The sequence below is a fragment of the Mesorhizobium sp. M8A.F.Ca.ET.202.01.1.1 genome, assembly GCF_004791595.1.
Taxonomy (GTDB): domain Bacteria; phylum Pseudomonadota; class Alphaproteobacteria; order Rhizobiales; family Rhizobiaceae; genus Mesorhizobium.
Map to the genome: position 1 here is coordinate 1 of NZ_SRUN01000004.1, position 16,214 is coordinate 16,214.

General features: G+C 62.2%; 23 protein-coding genes, 1 tRNA gene and 1 pseudogene. 12 read left to right on the forward strand and 13 right to left on the reverse strand.

Features of this window, described 5'->3' with window-relative positions:
- Positions 1-191: 191 nt before the first annotated feature.
- From EN845_RS10460 to EN845_RS10505, 9 genes and pseudogenes are all read right to left on the reverse strand, one after another.
- Positions 192-365 (reverse strand): hypothetical protein, encoded by a 174-nt coding sequence (locus EN845_RS10460; protein ID WP_245511700.1) that lies wholly within the window; start codon positions 363-365, stop codon positions 192-194.
- Between the two features lie 106 nt (positions 366-471).
- Positions 472-969, reverse strand: coding sequence for a hypothetical protein (locus EN845_RS10465; protein ID WP_245511701.1), 498 nt, complete (start codon positions 967-969; stop codon positions 472-474).
- A 33-nt stretch (positions 970-1,002) separates the two neighbouring features.
- On the reverse strand, positions 1,003-1,302 hold the full coding sequence (locus EN845_RS10470) for a hypothetical protein (RefSeq protein WP_245511702.1): 300 nt from the start codon (positions 1,300-1,302) through the stop codon (positions 1,003-1,005).
- A 271-nt stretch (positions 1,303-1,573) separates the two neighbouring features.
- Complete coding sequence (locus tag EN845_RS10475) at positions 1,574-1,843, reverse strand: hypothetical protein (protein ID WP_127873637.1); 270 nt, start codon at positions 1,841-1,843, stop codon at positions 1,574-1,576.
- 12 nt (positions 1,844-1,855) lie between these two features.
- Positions 1,856-3,649: a hypothetical protein gene (locus EN845_RS35435; protein WP_189522866.1), complete on the reverse strand. Its 1,794-nt coding sequence runs from the start codon at positions 3,647-3,649 to the stop codon at positions 1,856-1,858.
- 467 nt (positions 3,650-4,116) lie between these two features.
- Positions 4,117-4,872 (reverse strand): terminase family protein, encoded by a 756-nt coding sequence (locus EN845_RS10490; RefSeq protein WP_127870396.1) that lies wholly within the window; start codon positions 4,870-4,872, stop codon positions 4,117-4,119.
- A gap of 435 nt (positions 4,873-5,307) precedes the next feature.
- Positions 5,308-5,967 (reverse strand): annotated as a pseudogene (locus tag EN845_RS10495) (terminase family protein); the annotation flags it as partial.
- A complete protein-coding gene (locus EN845_RS10500; protein ID WP_245511704.1) occupies positions 5,924-6,334 on the reverse strand; it encodes a hypothetical protein in 411 nt (136 codons plus the stop codon). The gene EN845_RS10500 and the pseudogene EN845_RS10495, both read right to left, overlap by 44 nt.
- 4 nt (positions 6,335-6,338) lie before the next feature.
- Entirely contained in the window at positions 6,339-6,695 is a 357-nt protein-coding gene (locus EN845_RS10505) for a hypothetical protein (RefSeq protein WP_127870394.1), read from the reverse strand.
- A gap of 484 nt (positions 6,696-7,179) precedes the next feature.
- On the opposite strand from EN845_RS10505, the gene EN845_RS10515 reads away from it, so the two are divergent.
- Together EN845_RS10515 and EN845_RS10520 are read left to right on the forward strand one after the other, a co-directional pair.
- Positions 7,180-7,449, forward strand: a complete 270-nt coding sequence (locus EN845_RS10515) for a hypothetical protein (RefSeq protein ID WP_127279405.1) — start codon at positions 7,180-7,182, stop codon at positions 7,447-7,449.
- A gap of 79 nt (positions 7,450-7,528) precedes the next feature.
- Entirely contained in the window at positions 7,529-7,834 is a 306-nt protein-coding gene (locus tag EN845_RS10520) for a hypothetical protein (protein ID WP_127870393.1), read from the forward strand.
- A 55-nt stretch (positions 7,835-7,889) separates the two neighbouring features.
- Here EN845_RS10520 and EN845_RS10525 read toward each other — a convergent pair whose 3' ends face one another.
- Positions 7,890-8,318: a DoxX family protein gene (locus EN845_RS10525; RefSeq protein ID WP_127870392.1), complete on the reverse strand. Its 429-nt coding sequence runs from the start codon at positions 8,316-8,318 to the stop codon at positions 7,890-7,892.
- A 635-nt stretch (positions 8,319-8,953) separates the two neighbouring features.
- On the opposite strand from EN845_RS10525, the gene EN845_RS10530 reads away from it, so the two are divergent.
- From EN845_RS10530 to EN845_RS10545, 4 genes are all read left to right on the forward strand, one after another.
- Positions 8,954-9,133: a DUF3606 domain-containing protein gene (locus EN845_RS10530; protein ID WP_015317039.1), complete on the forward strand. Its 180-nt coding sequence runs from the start codon at positions 8,954-8,956 to the stop codon at positions 9,131-9,133.
- Positions 9,134-9,377: 244 nt separating this feature from the next.
- A complete protein-coding gene (locus EN845_RS10535; protein ID WP_127870391.1) occupies positions 9,378-9,821 on the forward strand; it encodes a GFA family protein in 444 nt (147 codons plus the stop codon).
- Between the two features lie 127 nt (positions 9,822-9,948).
- Positions 9,949-10,185 (forward strand): DUF982 domain-containing protein, encoded by a 237-nt coding sequence (locus EN845_RS10540; protein ID WP_127279401.1) that lies wholly within the window; start codon positions 9,949-9,951, stop codon positions 10,183-10,185.
- Between the two features lie 11 nt (positions 10,186-10,196).
- Positions 10,197-10,442 (forward strand): DUF982 domain-containing protein, encoded by a 246-nt coding sequence (locus EN845_RS10545; RefSeq protein WP_127279400.1) that lies wholly within the window; start codon positions 10,197-10,199, stop codon positions 10,440-10,442.
- A gap of 63 nt (positions 10,443-10,505) precedes the next feature.
- Here EN845_RS10545 and EN845_RS36630 read toward each other — a convergent pair whose 3' ends face one another.
- Positions 10,506-10,640, reverse strand: coding sequence for a hypothetical protein (locus EN845_RS36630; RefSeq protein ID WP_281040962.1), 135 nt, complete (start codon positions 10,638-10,640; stop codon positions 10,506-10,508).
- Between the two features lie 91 nt (positions 10,641-10,731).
- Positions 10,732-11,028, reverse strand: coding sequence for a hypothetical protein (locus tag EN845_RS10550; protein WP_127279767.1), 297 nt, complete (start codon positions 11,026-11,028; stop codon positions 10,732-10,734).
- Between the two features lie 356 nt (positions 11,029-11,384).
- Here EN845_RS10550 and EN845_RS10555 point away from each other — a divergent pair, with 356 nt between their 5' ends.
- The 4 genes from EN845_RS10555 to EN845_RS10570 all read left to right on the forward strand — a co-directional run bounded on the left by EN845_RS10555 (position 11,385) and on the right by EN845_RS10570 (position 13,422).
- Entirely contained in the window at positions 11,385-12,293 is a 909-nt protein-coding gene (locus EN845_RS10555; RefSeq protein ID WP_127870390.1) for an alpha/beta hydrolase, read from the forward strand.
- 361 nt (positions 12,294-12,654) lie between these two features.
- A complete protein-coding gene (locus EN845_RS10560; protein WP_127870389.1) occupies positions 12,655-12,951 on the forward strand; it encodes a hypothetical protein in 297 nt (98 codons plus the stop codon).
- A gap of 55 nt (positions 12,952-13,006) precedes the next feature.
- A tRNA-Gln gene (locus EN845_RS10565) sits at positions 13,007-13,080 on the forward strand.
- 138 nt (positions 13,081-13,218) lie between these two features.
- Positions 13,219-13,422, forward strand: a complete 204-nt coding sequence (locus EN845_RS10570) for a CsbD family protein (protein WP_127279764.1) — start codon at positions 13,219-13,221, stop codon at positions 13,420-13,422.
- An 810-nt stretch (positions 13,423-14,232) separates the two neighbouring features.
- On the opposite strand, the gene EN845_RS10575 is transcribed toward EN845_RS10570, so the two are convergent.
- A complete protein-coding gene (locus EN845_RS10575; RefSeq protein ID WP_127279763.1) occupies positions 14,233-14,502 on the reverse strand; it encodes a hypothetical protein in 270 nt (89 codons plus the stop codon).
- 75 nt (positions 14,503-14,577) lie between these two features.
- Between EN845_RS10575 and EN845_RS10580 the strand changes: the two genes are divergently transcribed.
- Positions 14,578-14,952, forward strand: a complete 375-nt coding sequence (locus tag EN845_RS10580) for a hypothetical protein (protein ID WP_127870388.1) — start codon at positions 14,578-14,580, stop codon at positions 14,950-14,952.
- Between the two features lie 926 nt (positions 14,953-15,878).
- Entirely contained in the window at positions 15,879-16,166 is a 288-nt protein-coding gene (locus EN845_RS10585; protein WP_127870387.1) for a hypothetical protein, read from the forward strand.
- The last annotated feature ends 48 nt before the right edge of the window (positions 16,167-16,214 follow it).

Sequence of the window (16,214 nt, forward strand, 5' to 3'; positions counted from 1 at the left end):
AACAAACCGTAGCCGCTCGTCCATGATCCCAGTTTCTCGCCAAACCATCGCCGGTCCTCCCGGCGGACAAGAAAACTGTCACCCATGCTATCGGTCCATTCTGTTACCTATCTATCCGGTTCGGACAATTGGCAGCGCCTCATCTCTCCTCCGCCCGCCGCCCTTTCCAGGGCCGCGAGCGCGCCTTGCCCCTACCGAAACGCTCCCAGCGGACCGCTCTGCCCTGTCGGCCTTCGCGCCGCCTTGAACGCCGCCGGGTCGACCACCGCTTCGCGCAGCATCATCACGCCATAGCGGGTCGCGGCCAGCCCGGCACCGACCGAGACCGAACCGTCGGAAAATTGGGAACTACGGTGACAGTGCACTATTTCCGTTTCGGTCGAGCTGAACAATGCCGGACGTCAAGAAGCGGAGCTGCATCAGGGAATGAGTGGGCTGTCGCCGTAATTGCTTGCGACCGCAAACCCATTCCTATTGGCCCTCGTAGGGCTCGACCACAGCAAACGGAATGCCTAACGATTCCAGCAAATCGAGAATGCGTTGCGAGATGACGAGGCGGAAGGGTATCGCGATCCCGAAATCGTCGAGGCCGGCCTTGCCATTCACTTTCAGCCAGACGAAAGGTGGCAGGTCCAACCCGGGTTGATCCTCTTGACACTCTTCCGAGATTGTCACCTCGGCCTCGGCGAACGTCGCACCTGAAAAGCCCATCTTCTGTAGTGCGCGCTGGGTTTCCTCAGTTACGAGGAAACAGGGGAATGTCGCAACGATCACATCCCCGAACCAGCCCTCCACCACATAGTGAAGCTTGGTCACGATTGGCGGGTGGACGCTCCGGTCGAGGACGGTGTTTTCGCCAATCCCACCAGCGACATTCGGCCGTATTTTAAAGTATCCTGACTCGTTGGGCGGGTGCGCCCCTGTCGCTTCGGCAGCTTTCGAGCTCAGGATGGCAATCCATCGTCTCAACGCCGCCCCCATGATTCGCCAAGGCTGGGAACATCAAGCCCCTTCAAAAGGCTCGATCAAGGCATTGGAGATCCCGAACGGCTTGAGGGCATCGAGAACACGTTCGGAAACGACAAGGCGATAGTCTTTCGCGATTCCGAAATCATCGTCGCCGGCATCCCCGTTCACTTTCAGCCATACGAATGACGAAAGCTTCTGATCCGGTTGCATTTCCTCGAACAACTCAGAAGTGGTCACCTCGACCTTGTCGAACGTCATGCCGGAAAAGCCACTCTTGAGAATCTTCTCTTTGACATCCTCAGTAACAAGATAACACGGGAACGACGTTACCATACTATCCCCCAGCCGCCCGTCAACTCATAATGTAAACGGGTTACCGCGCGGGAGGATGCACGGCCGTGTCCATGATGGTATTGTCACCAGGACCGCCTGACACTTGTGGGTCCAAGTAATAATATTTCATTTCTTACCTATTGGCGAGTTGGAGAGGTGCCCGTATTTGTCATCTATTTCGGCAGCCTTTTCCAACAATTTCTTCATTGTTGTTGTCGGATTTTGCCGGTAGAACGCATCACTTCTGGCTCAAAATAACAATATATATTCATCACTTATTTATCTCAGGAAATTCGAATTTTAAATTAGGTAGCGATCCATACAAATTTTCTATAACTTCTTTGTATCTATCACCAACAACCTCTATCACTTCGAAATATTGAAATCCCATCAGCCTCCCAACGATCCTTTTGAGGAAATCGAATTCTTCTTCGCTTCTTGAATCTCTTCTCTCAAGCAGGAATTCATTCAGAGCCCTTGAAGTACCAAGAATCAACTGCACAATAGCCTCAGCATCATCTCTACGGAGATTGTTTACCATCTAATTCGCCCTTCAATGCCCGTAATTTTCCATACACCTAGCCATGCAATAGTGAAATGGTGCTCCGTCGTACGTGCCCGTGGGTAGTGTGGCGTTGGTGCAAAAGTCGATACATAAATTCCTCGCAACTGATTTTGATATACCAGTTACCTCTATGGAAGGATAGGTGTTCTCATTTTGTTCATACGCTGCGGACGCAGACTGGGTCAGCTGGCTCTTCAACGCCTCAGAACGTTGGCCTCTCCCAGATTTCGATTCTGACGCAACTGCTGTACCTGCTTCCGTTTCGCTCGCACGGTGCAGCAGTTCACTGATATCCAGTGTCTTGGTCGGATCGGCCGAGAATGAATTTGGCAAGGGTCGGATGTTATCAAAATCCAACTGTTCTTGAGCAGCGATAGAACGGGCAATCGCGACTTGATAGGCGGTCGGATCGTTGCTGCCTGGGCTCGCCACCGCCTTCCACGCAGCGTCAACATTGGGGAAGACTTCTCGAACATAGCCAGCAGGGTCGGCCCGCCTCGTGCCTAGTGTCTTGAGAGCCGCCGCAGCGGTAACCCGATAGCGCGTCTGCTCCTCTTCGGAGCTGCCAGGCCCAGGTTCCGCATCGCGCAGCGCTGCGTGGATAGCCTGGTTGGACATGGTTCGCATGCCGAAGGCTTGACGGCCTACATCCATCTTCAAGCTGAAGTCGTGATACTGCTTGCCGCCCTCCTCGGCGCCATAAACGCCGGCAAAGTCAGCCGGACCAGGCATGTTGCCGGAATAGCTGCCGGTCTTGGCGATTGCGTCCGAGGCGTTCAGCGAAGCGAGGGCGATGTTGGTGCGCGCGTCGATCAGTTGCGCCGCATTCGCGGCGTGTGCCTTGTCGATCAGCCGCTGAATGTCATCCGGCGATAGGTCGGCGAGATTGTCGGTTGCCGGCTTGGGCGCTATCCGATCAGGCGCCGGAGCACTGTCCCCAAATGCTCGCGCCACCATTTCATCCGGCGATTGCTCTCCAACACGGTCGCCGTTCTCTGCCACCGCACTCGGGCTGCCCGAAGCACGGATCCAGCTGACCGACCGAAGGCCGGAGGCATCGCCGGCGGACGCCGCCATCCCCAGCCCGAACATCGCCAGCGCCCGCTGCGGATCCTTGGCAATCAGCGCCTCGAACCGCGTCTTGGCCGCGGTGCCGAACCAGTCCTTCGCCTTCTGTTGTCTGATCCCGGGATCGACCCCCAACTTGTCGATCAGGTCGAGCCCTTGCTGCCGGGCCGCTTCGAAACTGACCTGATCGTCGGGATCGGCATTGCCGATGGCGATGGCGCTGGTCTTCAGCACCGTGTCGACCTCGGCCTGCTCATAATCCCTACGCCGCTGAAGCTGCCGCTGCGCCATGCGCAGCGAGCCGGTTTGACGCAGCGCTTCTTTCTGCCTGGCGAAGTTCGCGCGCTGGCTCTCGGGCATGCCGGGCAAGGCGGCGGCAAACAGCTTGTCGAACAGCCCGGTCTTCACCACCCGGCCGTCATACGGATTGACCTGGCCATACATCGCGTCATGCAGGCCGGCGCCGTCGGCTGGCGCGTTGGCCGTCGCCTCGTCTTCCGCCTGCGCGATCTGGCCATTGAACTTGCGGCGCGCGATCTCGGCGTCGAACGCCTCCTGCTGGGCCATCATCTGCTGGTAGCGCTCGGCGACGGCAGAGAGGTGATCGCCCAAACCCTGCATGGCGCCGCCGATCGGCGAGCCCTGCGGGTACTGCACCGCATTGCCGGTATCGAGCCGGCGCTGGCCGACGGAAAGGGGAATGACGTGGACCATTTGATCTTTCCTGCCCAACTGGTTTTGAGAGGCGCGCACACAGCGACGGGCCGCCGGGATGGCAGCCGGTTCGGCAGTGCGGATGGTGGGTTTCGGTGGGTGTGGCGGGGTATGCGGATTTTCAGACGACTGCCGCCGCTTAAAGACCGGTGCTACAACGGCAATTGTTGAGACGCCGGCGGCGAAGCGGCTAATCTCCCCCCTCGTGGGGGAGATGTCCGGCAGGACAGAGGGGGGCGCCGTAGAGTGCGAACCTCAACACCCACCGAACACCCGGCAATGCCTGTTACGCCAAGATATTGTGACAGCCGCCGGACGCGTCCGACCCATGGCAATGCCGGCGGGACAGCGCCCCCCTCTGTCCTGCCGGACATCTCCCCCACGAGGGGGGAGATTGGCAGCTTCAGCGCCTCGTCTCTCCTCCGCCCGCGCCGCCCTTTCCAGGGCCGCGAGCCTCGCGCCTGGCCCTACCGAAACGCCCCCAGCGGATCGCTCTGCCCTGTCGGCCTTCTTGCCGCCTTGAACTCCGCCGGGTCGACCACCGCTTCGCGCAGCATCATCACGCCATAGCGGGTCGCCGCCATCAGGTCGTCGCGCAACTTCACAACTTGACCATCCTTGCGATGGAACAAGCGAAACTCCTCGAACCAGGGCAAAAGCGTCGAGAACACCTTGAAGCGGCCGCTCTGCATGCGGTCGAGCATCTCCATCAGGCCGGCCTCGACCGAGACCGAGCCATCTGGAAAACGGGCATGGCCGGGCAGCATATTCAGCCCATGCGCGGCATATTGCCTGGCGAGTGCTGTGCCCGCCCCTTCCAGTGTTTCGCGGCGGCCGTCGCGCGGCCATGCCCAGGGCAGCCATTCGCCCCAGGGTTTGAGCGTCAGCACCTGCATCGCCGGCGTCTGTTGCGAGGCGCGCGCCGCCTTGGTGACATAGACGACGTCGGCCTCCGTATCCCAGGCAAGCTCGACGGCGGCCGAAGGATGATCCCAGCCGAAATCGAGCGCGCCTAGGCGCGGCCAATAGCGCGGCAGGCGAAACGGCTCGCAGGCGATCAGCGCCTCGGCCACCGGAAAGATGCGGCCGGAACCCAGCACCGGAATGCCCCGGGCACGGGCCTCGCGCTCATGCTCGGGATAGGCGGCGACGATCGCCGCGCGTTCCCCGGGCGAATAATGCGCGGCATCGTCGATGGTCATGAAGGTAACGTGGCGGGACATGCAAGCATGCTCCAATAGAGCTTCAGCCATTGATACAACGGCTCGTCAATGCGAAGCTGACACAAGACTTGGGGGAAGGCATGATCCGGATTGCAATCGTTGTCGCCATTGCCACCAGTGCATCGGCATGCACCAGCCAAGCGAATGTTCCCTATTCCAGCAAGGAAACTACTTGCAAAAACTACCCCTCATATATCGCTTTCAGCGGCGGAGGAAAGTGGATAAAGAGCAACGTTAATGCTTGCATCCCGGACACACCAAATAAGTCCTGTGTGCAATACCATGATCGCGGCACCCGACAAACGTTGGTTAGGTGTATGCCACTCACGCGCAAATCGCCGACTGCCGAAGGCCGCGCCAGGCAGCTTGCGGGAAGCAAATACCCCTGATTCATCTTCCGTTGGGTTTCCCCATCCCCTCCACCTCCCCCGCCGACAGGAACAACAACACGACATCGCTCATCCCCAGCAGCGGCGTGAAGGTGACGATGGTGATGCCGCCGGTGGCGTTGGTGCGGGTCAGGCCCTCGGAATAGATGTCGAGCGGCGGCTCCTCGTCGAACCAGACGCCGTGCAGCGTCTCGCCCTGCCATTTCTCGCGGCCCTTTTCGAAGCTCTTGAACGACAGCACGCTCTCGCCGGCCTGTCGGTCGCCGCCGCCGCCATGGCGCACAACGACGCTGTCGAGCGCACCGGGCGCGCCGCGTCCCATGATGGTGTCGGCAATGGCATCGGCCGGGATCATGCCGGTGCCCCATGCCGCCTGCTGCTGCGGCGGGCCGACCAGCACGCGCTGCGGGTTGTCGCGCGTGCCCTCGCCGGTGACGCCGGCGGCCCACAGCCGCACCGGCGTGTCGAAAACCTTGCCTTGCCACCACTGGGGATAACGGCCGGTCAGGTGCATCGCCCATTCGGCGCCGCCTGCGCGGGTCTTGCCGAGCTGGTTGCCGGCCATGAACAGCCGCTCGCGGTTGACCGCTCCGGCCGCGTGAAACTCGGCCTGGCGCTGATAGGGTTTGTACGCCGCCAACTGGTTGCTGCGCCTTCGGCGGTCAAGTTCCGCCAGCAGCGCCAGATATTCCGCGCTCGCCGGCATCAGCGGGGCCGGGATCGGAGGGTTCGTCGAGGAACGGCCGGAGGATGGCTTCGAGGGCGCGGATGCGGCTGCGGATTTCCTCATCGCTCAGCGTGTCCAGTTGGTTGATGGCGACATCGATGTCCTTGGGCAGCACCGAAAGCACGATCTTCAGATACTGGTCGGGCTTGTCGGCCCGCACCTCGGCCAGGACGCCGGCGCCGTGCGCCCGGAAATCGGCCCGCACGGCGGCGAGAAAATCGTCGCCCAGCGTCTTCTTCGTCCGCTTCGGGCGGGGCGCCTTCGCGGCTGCCGGGCCGGCGGCGGCTTTGCGCCTCGCCGGCCTTGCCTTGCGGCGCTTCGGCACGGCGTCGGTTTCGTCAGCCATCGGCCTACCCCAAGGCATCGCCGGCCGCCGCCTTGGGCGGCTCGGATCTGCTTCGCGCCTTCTTCGAGCGAACGGTCTTCTTCCCGGCCCGCTTGCCACGCTTCGGCCTTGCGGCAGGTTTTGCCGCCCCGGCCCGCGCCTTGAGCTTCGCCATGGCGAGGCCGACAGCGCGGCTGTCGATGCCGGCCCGCGGAAAACAAAACCCACCGCTGGCGTCCCGCACCATCCCGATCAGCACGCCGGGCGCCACCGCCTCGACACGGCCGAGCCGCGCCTGCGGCGCCGCGCCGTCGAATTCGCCGATGGCGCTGACGACCTCAAGGCCGTCATCGCCGGTGATGATGGTGGCATAGCGGGGCATGGGGTTTCTCGCATCTCGCGGAGGTAGCGCTCTACGGCGCCCCCCTCTCTCCTGCCGGACATCTCCCCCACGAGGGGGGAGATTAAGCACTCGCCGGCTTTCGCCAATTTCCAACGTCTGATGGAGTGGCGGAGCGCCAAAGCTGCCGATCTCCCTCCATGTGGGGGAGATGTCCGGCAGGACAGAGGGGGGCGCTGTCCCGCCAGCATTCAGATTTGCAATCGCAGCGGCGTTCCTGGCATGGCGCCAAAAAACAAAACCCGCCTCGGCGGCGGGTCGTTGGCGCAAATCAGCACCATGGACAAATATGTAGCATGACTGCCCTCACCCGGTCAACGAGCTTCTAGGAAAAAATTCATATTTAACTGGAAGGGGCATGACCGCGGCCTGACATTCATCAGGCTTTTCAACAGCCGGCTCCTGTGAAATCATCAGCGGCAGCTCATGGAATGATTCCCGTCGCACGGCCTTTTAGGAGAGGACGATGGACAGACCAGCCATGGCATCCGTCTTCAGGATGCGGCACGCTCCGGCCACGGTTTCCGGCGTGCGCAGCACTGGCCAGGGCCAGGCGGATCCGATCATCCGGGTGCATTCGCTTGGCGAAGCGATCCGCTTCGTCGCCCACGCTTACCCCAACTACGACATCAGCACCGTCGCCATAGACTGCGGCGACCCCTCGATCCCGCGCCTCGGCAGCCTCGAGGTCAAGGCGGTGTGGCGCGAATATGGCGAGCGCCTGACGCAGGAATAGACGCGTCCGGCCGACCGGCGTCCTGGGATCGGAAACGCCGCTGACGCGTTTCCACTGCGATCAATGGAGGGAGCAATCCATGAACGTCGCCAACCTGCAACTCGAAGGCCTGCTGATGGCCGTCGCCTCTATCAACCACGTCCTGGTCAAGAAGGGGGTGCTGACATCGGAGGAGATCGACATCGCGCTGCGCAAGGCCGAAGCCTCGGAAACCGGCGAGGAACGGTCCGGAGGCATGTCGGCGTCGAGCCGCGACGCCGTCAACTTCCCGATCCGGCTGCTGGAACTCGCCAACCAGTGCCAGCCGGAGGCGGACATGCCGTCCTTCTCGAAGCTGGCCCGCATGGTCGGCCAGATGAAGGAGCCCTACAACGACCAGATGTAAGGTCCTCTTCGCGCCTTGCCGGGCGGGCTGCTAAGCCCTGCCCCGGGCGGGCTACTTAAGCCCTGCCCGGCCATCCCAGGTTCAGCGCCAGAATCCTCCCCGGTCCATGGACCGCCGCGACGAGCAGGCCGGCCAGGAATGAAAAATGGTCGACGAAGAAGCCGAATTCGGCCTGGTTGCCTGACCAGTGGCTGGGTCCGTGGAAGGCAAAGGCCAGGAACAGCACATAGGCGGCGGCGACCAGGGCGGCCTGCGTGAAGAAGGCGCCGCTCAGCAAACACAGCACCAGCGCAACCTCCAGGATCGCCGCGCACCAGGCGAGGAAGAGCGGGAACGGGAAACCGGCGGCCGCGATATAGCCCGCCGTGGCCTCCATGCCCATGAACTTGAAGGTCACCGCCATCAGGAAGACGGCGGCGAAGATCAGCCGGGCAACGAGGAGGGCCGCGGTCTGCCACGGCGATTGTGCGATTTGCGACGACATGGTTGTTCTCCAGCTTCATCAGCCCCAAGGACGCGCCGCCACGCGCGGATCCGACATGGGCCAGCGATTTTTCATGAGTCGGCGATTTTTTTCTCTCCGATTTCGGAGCACGCGCAGGGCGCCGATCGTCAGCCCCCACAACATGCGCCGGGCATTCATGAACAATTAACGATCCTGAAACTTGTCCGTAACCGGCAACGTGATATTGTTAGCTGGGGCTAATGCACGGCGTGTCCTGTGCAGTGATTTTGGGGTGGGTCGAGTTTTGGGCGCAAGCGTCAGGTTGGGAATGAAGTCCTATCTGGTCCGGTCACCGGTGTTGGAGTGCGATGGCTGCGGCGGCACAGGACAGGTTTTCCAGTGCCCGCGCTGGACGAGTTCAAACGGCCTTTGCTGTCCCGCCGGCACGCATTACCGCGGCTGCCCCGGCGCCAGCGCGCCCTGCGCCGAATGCGGCGCGACTGACGGCCCCGGCGCCGACCCGGCCTTTCCATCGGCCTGAACCGGGGCCGGCGGCAAGCGCCCGGCGGTCGCCGCCATCCGCCATGGAACCAGCATGACCGATCCGTGTTATGTCTGACCGCGACATCTAGACGTCCGCGCAACCATGCGGCTTACAGAAAGTGAGGCCAGCCATGCCCGACGACAAATCGAAGACGAAGCAGGACCGCAAGCTGGTCTCGAGCGAGGAGACCTATGAGGTCGCCGCCTTCGCGCGCAAATACGGCATTCCGCAGAGCGAGGCGCAGACCATCATCAAGCGCTATGGCCCCTCGCGCAAGAAGCTCGACAACCACATGGCCGCGCGCGGATAGAAGAACGCGGCCCGCAAGGCGGCAACCATTTCACCTGGATGGCGTTGAAGATTGCTGCGGGCCGCGTCAACCGGGCCTGGCGGTACGGTGAACAGGATGTCTTTTTCCCGGTTTCTCATCCTGGCCAACGAAATGGCAGACGAGCATCTGTCCCGCCCGGCCCGTGGCATGCCAAACTGACGAAGCATCGGCTGCACAGCCGTATGGCTGACAGCCAGGGTGGCGAAAACGGAGGGCCGCAACCATGTCCGAGACAACACGCAGGACCGGTAGCTGCCTGTGCGGCGGCGTGCATTTCGTCGTCACCGGCCAGCCGTCGCGGGTTGGCCTTTGCCACTGCAAGGACTGCCGCAAGGCGAGCGGTTCGGTCTATTCCGCCTTTGCCATCTGGCCGCGCGATGCCTTCGAGACATCGGGCGAAGTGGCAAGCTACGGCACACGCAGCTTTTGCCCGACCTGCGGCAGCCGCGTCGCCTGGGTCGACGACAACGAGGCCGAGGTGATGCTCGGCAGTCTCGACGTCGCGCCGACGGACCTTGAACCGCAATATGAATTGTGGACCGGCCGGCGCGAAACCTGGCTGCATGCCTTGCCCGACGCCGAGCAGTTCGAGCATGACCGGCCGCTGGCAGAGGGCGCGGATCTGCCAGCGCCGAGAGCCTTGTCGGACGCCGTCGCGAGCGATTGAGCGCAAGCTTGAAAATTGATCGTCCGGACCTGGAACCCTGCCCTGTCGGCCACGTTATCCGGCGCTTCCTCTGTGCATGTCGGCTCGCCCCCGGTTTTGACCGCCATGCGATTCATGGAGACGACCGTTGAACGACAAGATGTTTCCCCGACCGATCCGCCTGAAATTCGCGCCCGAACGGGAGCGCGTGGTGCGCAGCGCCTGGGAAGGTCTGGAATGCCTTGGTGACTGGCCGGCCGGCCGGGGCCGGCGGTACCGGGCGGCACTGCGCAGCTGCCGCGATGCCCTGGATGGCTGGACGCCGCCGGAAAAGGCGATGCGGGCGATGATCGACGCCGCGCGTGAAGCGCGCATCCTCCAATAGCGGGAAAACCAATGGCCGATTTGATGCTGTCGACACCGCTGCGCGTCAAGCCGCATGGATCGGACACGATCCGTGAGGTGGCCACGCTCCAGGACGCCAGTGAAATCCTCATCGACTGGCCGCATGCCAAGCGCGGCCCTTTCTACCAGGCCGCGCGCGAGAAGATCGAGGCGGCGCTAACCAACAATGAAGGCGCGGCGCAGGCGCAGGAGGCCTTTACCGCGCTGTGCGATCACGCCGGCCTTCTGGTCCGATAGGCCAAGGCAATGCCCAAACAAAAAGCAGGCGAACTCGCCTGCTTTTTTTGGACCCATTTTCGATCATTGGGTGGGCAGATCGCCGTTGACGATCGGGTGGGAACTCTCGAAGCCGAAGCTCTTCGGCGCCATCAGCATCAGGACGATCACAACAGCAATAGAGGCAAGCAACGTAGCGGTGGCGGCAATATCTCTCACGATCCCATCCTTCCCAGGTCCGTCTTGTCATAGAAACGTTTCCTGGTCAGCGAGGTTCCTCTGCAGGCACTGCAATGTCGTCTAACCAGCTCTACTGCTTCGGCGGCTGGGGCGGCACTTCGCCAGGCTTGATTACCGGTGTGTTGCCTTCATCGGGCGCCGGCGCGGCCATGCCTTGGTCGCCGGTAGCCGGCGGCTTCAACACGCCGCCGCAATCACTGAGCTTTTCGCTCAGGTCGCCGCTGCCGGACTGCTGCTTGCCGCCTTGATCCGTCTGCACCCGGCATTTGTCGCCCTGCTGGTTCGGTATCTGCTGAGCCGTCTGTGCCGCAGCCGGCATCGCCACGGCCAGCATCGTGGCGCATGATGCTATGGCGAGAGCTTTCATCTCGGCCTCCTTCGTTGAACAGCCGCCCGCGGCGGCCTTCCCTTCACTGGGACAACGCCCGTCGGCCCGAAAGGTTGGCCCAATGGGTTGGCGAAAGGCCTGTTCGCGGGGCCTGCCTCTGGGGCCGGAGCGGCTGTCTGTCGCCCTCACTCCAAGGCCGGCCCTGGGTTCGAGGCGGTGCAGCAGCCCTGCCACGATCAGCACGATCAGCATGGCGAACCCGGCCAGAGGCCAAGGCCGCGGGCGACGCCGATCGCGCCGGCGAGCCACCTTCGCGGCGCAAAGAGCCGGCCCTTGCACAAAAGGCGCTGCAACCAACTCCATTCTCCAGCCGTTGCCTGTGCCGGAGGCCAGCCATGTTCGAGCATTTCCAGCCTATCGACGTCGACATCGGGGACGTCAGCATCTTCGTGCGTCGCTCCGGTGGCGGACCGGCGGTGCTTTTGCTGCACGGCTTTCCGCAGACCCATCTGATGTGGCGCGACGTTGCGCCGGCGCTCGCCGAACGTTTCACCGTCATCTGCGCCGACCTGCGCGGCTATGGCCGCAGCGCCTGCCCGGCATCGAGCGCCGATCACGCGCCCTATGCCAAGCGGGCCATGGCATCCGACATGGTGGCGATGATGGCGGAACTCGGCTTTACCAGCTTCATGGTCGCCGGCCATGATCGCGGCGGGCGTGTCGCCTACCGCCTGGCGCTCGACCATCCCGGCCCTATCAAAAAACTCGCCGTGCTCGACATCGTGCCCACGGCCGATGCCTGGGACCGGGCCGATGCCCGGCTGGCGCTCGGCTACTGGCCGTGGTCCCTGCTGGCGCAGCCCGCGCCCTTGCCGGAAAAGATCCTGGCGGGCGCCCCAGACGCCATCGTCGACAATGCGCTGGGCGGCTGGGGTTCATCGCCCGATGTCTTTCCAGCCGGCATCCGCCGGGCCTATGTCGATGCCTTGCGCGACCCCGCCCACATCCACGCGATCTGCGAGGAGTACCGGGCGGCGGCAACGCTCGACCGCGAACACGACCGGGCGGACAAAGCCGCCGGCCGGCGCATCGCCTGCCCGGTGCTGGCACTGTGGAGCGGGCAAGGCGCGCTGGCCCAATGGTATGCCGGCGAAGGCGGACCGCTGGCGTTATGGCGGAACTGGGCTGATGACGTGCGTGGCCGCGCGATGTCAGGCGGGCATTTCTTCCCCGAAGAAATGCCCGGGCAAACGGCTGGCGCGCTGATCGATTTCTTCGGCGAGGTCAAGGCCGGTGCCGGTTAGCCACCGCCCCGGTTAGCCACTGCCAGTCACCTCGGATCAGCCGACTGATTGCTCCGCTGTATCGTCGCCGTCGGGTTCACCAGGCCGGAAAGGATCGGATCTTCGCGGACACTCCTCGAAACGATGGTCGCGGCCGCCGCAGAAGGAACAGCACATCGCCTCACGGCCCTCGTTTCCGGGCCACCATTGCGGTGTTTCGTAGGGTTTCCTGCCGTCCATGCCCAGCAATGCGCGACGCCCGATTTGGTTGCGCGGAACCCAACAGACACGAAAGCGGTTGTGTGCGACAATGCAAGCGGCCATTCCAGCGCCAATCCGGACCGGCCGCATGTGCAATTCAGTCAAACCAAAGAGAACCCTCATGTCCGCTCGCGTTCTGACCCTGTTGATGGCCATCGGCGCCGTGCTCGCGACGACCGGCCTGGCCGATGCCCGTCCCGACAGCCGCTCCATGAGTTGCGGCGAGATTCGCGCCATGATCCAGAGCCATCGCGCCGTGGTGCTGACCACCGGCCGCAACACCTATGACCGCTATGTCAGGCAGTTCGGCAACGAGTGCGACTGGCCTGACGTCCCGATGTCGGCCTATATCCCGTCCCGCGACGGTACCTGCCCGGTCTATCGCTGCCAGGACCCGGGCGTTGATTTCCCGAATTGACGGCCGGTGGTCCGAATTGACGGCAAGCCGCAAGGACGCCATAACGTCCCGCCTTTCCCGCTTCGTCTAATGGTAGGACAGCGCCCTTTGAAGGCGTGAATCGTGGTTCGAGCCCATGAGCGGGAACCAAACAAAACCAATGACTTAGATGCAATTTTTGACGTATCGTCGAATATGCATCGATCCCCCGAAGGCCGCCACAGATGGCCTTTTGGGAACTTCCTCGACACGACGACGTTGCGCCTTTTTCCAACGAAGGAGGTTGTCATGGACTGGAATCGCGTCGAGGGAAACTGGAAGCAAGTGAAGGGCAAGGTCAAAGAACAGTGGGGAAAACTCACCGACGATGATCTCGATCGCATCGCCGGCAAACGCGATCAGCTCGAAGGCAAGATCCAGGAGCGCTACGGCATCGAAAAGGATCGCGCCCGTCGGGATATCGATGACTGGTATAGCAGGCAGGGCTGGTAGGAAAGGCACCGTGAATCCAGCCTTCGTCTTCGGCATGCACAGGACTCGCGCAACCTTCCCCGGCCTCCGAAAGCGATGGCCCGCGCCACCCAACTCTGACGCGGGCCGACCAAAGGCCTTGGAGGGACGTTGGTCAGCAGTCGACCCCGGCTGCCGATGATTCAATCAGCGTGCGCTAAAATAGTTCCAACTTTCGAAACTCCATACTCATGCAACAAAGCCTGGCAAACCACGTCGTCACCATCTGGAGACTAAGCCGCGGCCAGCCGGCCGACCAACGCGATTTGCGTCAGCTCTTCTAGCTCGAAAAGCCAGGCCGAGCCGTTGGCCAGCGTTATTGAATTTCCGTGCCTTAAATGGAAGGCCCGCCGCGTGGCCCCCCGCGACGGGCCCTGGGCGTGGCTACATCCTAAAGAATCGACCACGATATGATTAACGCCCGCCTCCAAAGAATGTTCCAGGCATGAAAAAGCCCGCCGGGCGAAACCGGCGGGAAGAGACAGAAGTGCTAGGGATCTACCCAGCATAGGGTCAACGGGTGGCGGCAGGGTTGGTTGCGGACGGGGAAAGACGCGGCCAATGTCGCGCAAGGACACCTCCTTTCGGATGACTTCGTTCTTATTGGAAGGCGGGGCATAGTCGGCCCAGCCCGGCAGGACCCCGTGGCCCCCCACAGGTACCGGCCGGCTAGGCTCGGCGCTCCCCTCCAAACTCCGGCGCCGAGCCGCCGCATTCCCGGCCCCCCGATCATACGAACCGCGAAGCGTAAAACTGTAGCCCGCCAGCGGAGCACTCGGCCAAGACCGCCAGTCAGTCTTTGCTACTGTTCCTCCGCCGATCGATCGCGCCATAATCAGGGATGCAGGTGAAGAACACCGGCCGCTGACCCCTGCCTGCACGCTTGCACAGATCGCACCGGAACACTTTCACCAAGTCGTTATGCATGGCGCCGTGGTCGAGCCCCAGGCGGGCGCCCAGCGCTTGCAAGTCGATCTGGAGGGAATGATTGCACATCGGATGCCCGCAGGTGACGTAGAACGTCTCGCGGTTGCGAATGGCATCGGCAATGGTTTTGGACATGGTGCGGCCTCAGATTGCAGAAATCGCCGCGCGAGGAATATATTCCTATCGATTGACTTGGCAAGGGCGGAGCCGGTGGCCATCAACAACGTTCTGACGCATGCTCAAGAAAATCTCTTTGCCGCGGCCTTCATGTCGCCGCCTCCTCGGCTGACGCAAACATTCCTCCGTGGATCAACCGCCACGCAAGCCTCCGGCTCATGGGCCAATCAGGGAACAACTTCCATCCCGCGCGAGTTGTTGAGCCGGGAGGACGCGGATCATGATAAGGTGGCCATTGTCATGCAACACATCGATGACACCAAAAAGCTGGTTGACCGCTTGGATGAAACGGAGCGTCGCATCAAGGAAACTCAGGAAGTCATCGAGGGGAACCGTCGGCTTATAGAGCGGTCCCGTGAAATTCTTTCCAATGTAGCGAGCGCTGCAGCGCTTCGCGGCTTAGGCTAGTATCTGGACCTGAGAGTGTGTCCGCGCTGAGGCGGGGATAATCCAGCAAACGGCATTTGTGCTGAGCATCGTAAGCCGCCGGGAGGAACTCCAGCTTGGCCCGGCTGCCGGTAGTCCTTAAAACCCCCGTGACGACATGCGATCGGGGATGTGGTTCGAGTCGATGAACGGGAACCAGGCAGAAAACCGCAAGCGAACTCTCTGAACGGAATCAGGCCGGATCGCTTCAGATCCGCTACCGATCGGCCAATCGGGATACAGGTAGGATATCGGCCGGTGCCCTGCCTGCTAGGACCGCTCGCACCGGAAAATCCAAGTCATCGTGCCTCCGTAGTCCAGCCCCAGGCGGGCGCCTGGGGCCTTGGATGAACAATACAGAATGGCAGGAGGACGGCGACTTCCGCCCTGGACCCCGTCGCGATTGACGGCCAGTTAACGTTACGTTAACTTTAATTTAGATTACACTAAAATAGGTGGCTCTAATGAAAATGGCTCTCGTTTGCCTGGCGCTTGTCCTCGCCGGTTCAAGTGTCGCTGCGGCGCACGAAAAGAAGGCAAAAGTCACTGCTGCGAACACATGCGCTGGTCTATCGATCAAGGCGGCAGTGGCGGCAAAATTGGACTGCACCGCAACCGGAACAGCAACGTCGACCCAGACCGACGCAGCGAATACCAAGCCGCGCCTCGGGTACCAGAACGCTTGGACGATATCCTCGTTTGGCCTTTGATGTTCCGGCGTTTGGTCTACCCAAAGGCGCGGACCGGGCCGGGCCTTTAAGCGCGGTCGCATCCCTGGCCAAGCAGTTTCGATTACAGCCGTCGAATACCTTTGGAAGAAGCGCAGCCGAATGCCCACGGGGCGGTGCTCGATCCCCGGCATGAAACCTTGCGGCCCGTTGCACGTTGTCGGCCAACAGGAGAGTTTCATGGACCCGGCAACCGCGGCGGTAATGATCATGCTTTCATGCAACGCATCGCTCTGCCGGCCCATGGAGTCGCAGCCCGTCGCCTATTCCTCGCTCGAGGAATGCCAAGCGGCCCTTGCAGTCAGATTGGCACCGTGGCCGGGCGGCGAAATGGTCGGCCGATGCAAGCAGGTCGACCGGACGGCGACCGGCTCGATTCCCCCGGAAGGCTATGCCACGGTTCAAGTCACGCGTGGGATGGGCCGCGATGCGGTCACCACCAACTACTTCGTTCCGCGAGCCAACTAGAAGCCTGGAAGCCGTCGGACCGCCCGTTGGCCGCCAGGCGGACATCGG

Bases quoted from the DNA above. Each gene is read 5' to 3' on its own strand.
- EN845_RS10470 (WP_245511702.1), bottom strand. From the start codon at position 1,302: ATGGTAACGTCGTTCCCGTGTTATCTTGTTACTGAGGATGTCAAAGAG.
- EN845_RS10475 (WP_127873637.1), bottom strand. From the start codon at position 1,843: ATGGTAAACAATCTCCGTAGAGATGATGCTGAGGCTATTGTGCAGTTG.
- EN845_RS35435 (WP_189522866.1), bottom strand. From the start codon at position 3,649: ATGGTCCACGTCATTCCCCTTTCCGTCGGCCAGCGCCGGCTCGATACC.
- EN845_RS10490 (WP_127870396.1), bottom strand. From the start codon at position 4,872: ATGTCCCGCCACGTTACCTTCATGACCATCGACGATGCCGCGCATTAT.
- EN845_RS10500 (WP_245511704.1), bottom strand. From the start codon at position 6,334: ATGGCTGACGAAACCGACGCCGTGCCGAAGCGCCGCAAGGCAAGGCCG.
- EN845_RS10505 (WP_127870394.1), bottom strand. From the start codon at position 6,695: ATGCCCCGCTATGCCACCATCATCACCGGCGATGACGGCCTTGAGGTC.
- EN845_RS10515 (WP_127279405.1), top strand. From the start codon at position 7,180: ATGGACAGACCAGCCATGGCATCCGTCTTCAGGATGCGGCACGCTCCG.
- EN845_RS10520 (WP_127870393.1), top strand. From the start codon at position 7,529: ATGAACGTCGCCAACCTGCAACTCGAAGGCCTGCTGATGGCCGTCGCC.
- EN845_RS10525 (WP_127870392.1), bottom strand. From the start codon at position 8,318: ATGTCGTCGCAAATCGCACAATCGCCGTGGCAGACCGCGGCCCTCCTC.
- EN845_RS10530 (WP_015317039.1), top strand. From the start codon at position 8,954: ATGCCCGACGACAAATCGAAGACGAAGCAGGACCGCAAGCTGGTCTCG.
- EN845_RS10535 (WP_127870391.1), top strand. From the start codon at position 9,378: ATGTCCGAGACAACACGCAGGACCGGTAGCTGCCTGTGCGGCGGCGTG.
- EN845_RS10545 (WP_127279400.1), top strand. From the start codon at position 10,197: ATGGCCGATTTGATGCTGTCGACACCGCTGCGCGTCAAGCCGCATGGA.
- EN845_RS10550 (WP_127279767.1), bottom strand. From the start codon at position 11,028: ATGAAAGCTCTCGCCATAGCATCATGCGCCACGATGCTGGCCGTGGCG.
- EN845_RS10555 (WP_127870390.1), top strand. From the start codon at position 11,385: ATGTTCGAGCATTTCCAGCCTATCGACGTCGACATCGGGGACGTCAGC.
- EN845_RS10560 (WP_127870389.1), top strand. From the start codon at position 12,655: ATGTCCGCTCGCGTTCTGACCCTGTTGATGGCCATCGGCGCCGTGCTC.
- EN845_RS10570 (WP_127279764.1), top strand. From the start codon at position 13,219: ATGGACTGGAATCGCGTCGAGGGAAACTGGAAGCAAGTGAAGGGCAAG.
- EN845_RS10575 (WP_127279763.1), bottom strand. From the start codon at position 14,502: ATGTCCAAAACCATTGCCGATGCCATTCGCAACCGCGAGACGTTCTAC.
- EN845_RS10585 (WP_127870387.1), top strand. From the start codon at position 15,879: ATGGACCCGGCAACCGCGGCGGTAATGATCATGCTTTCATGCAACGCA.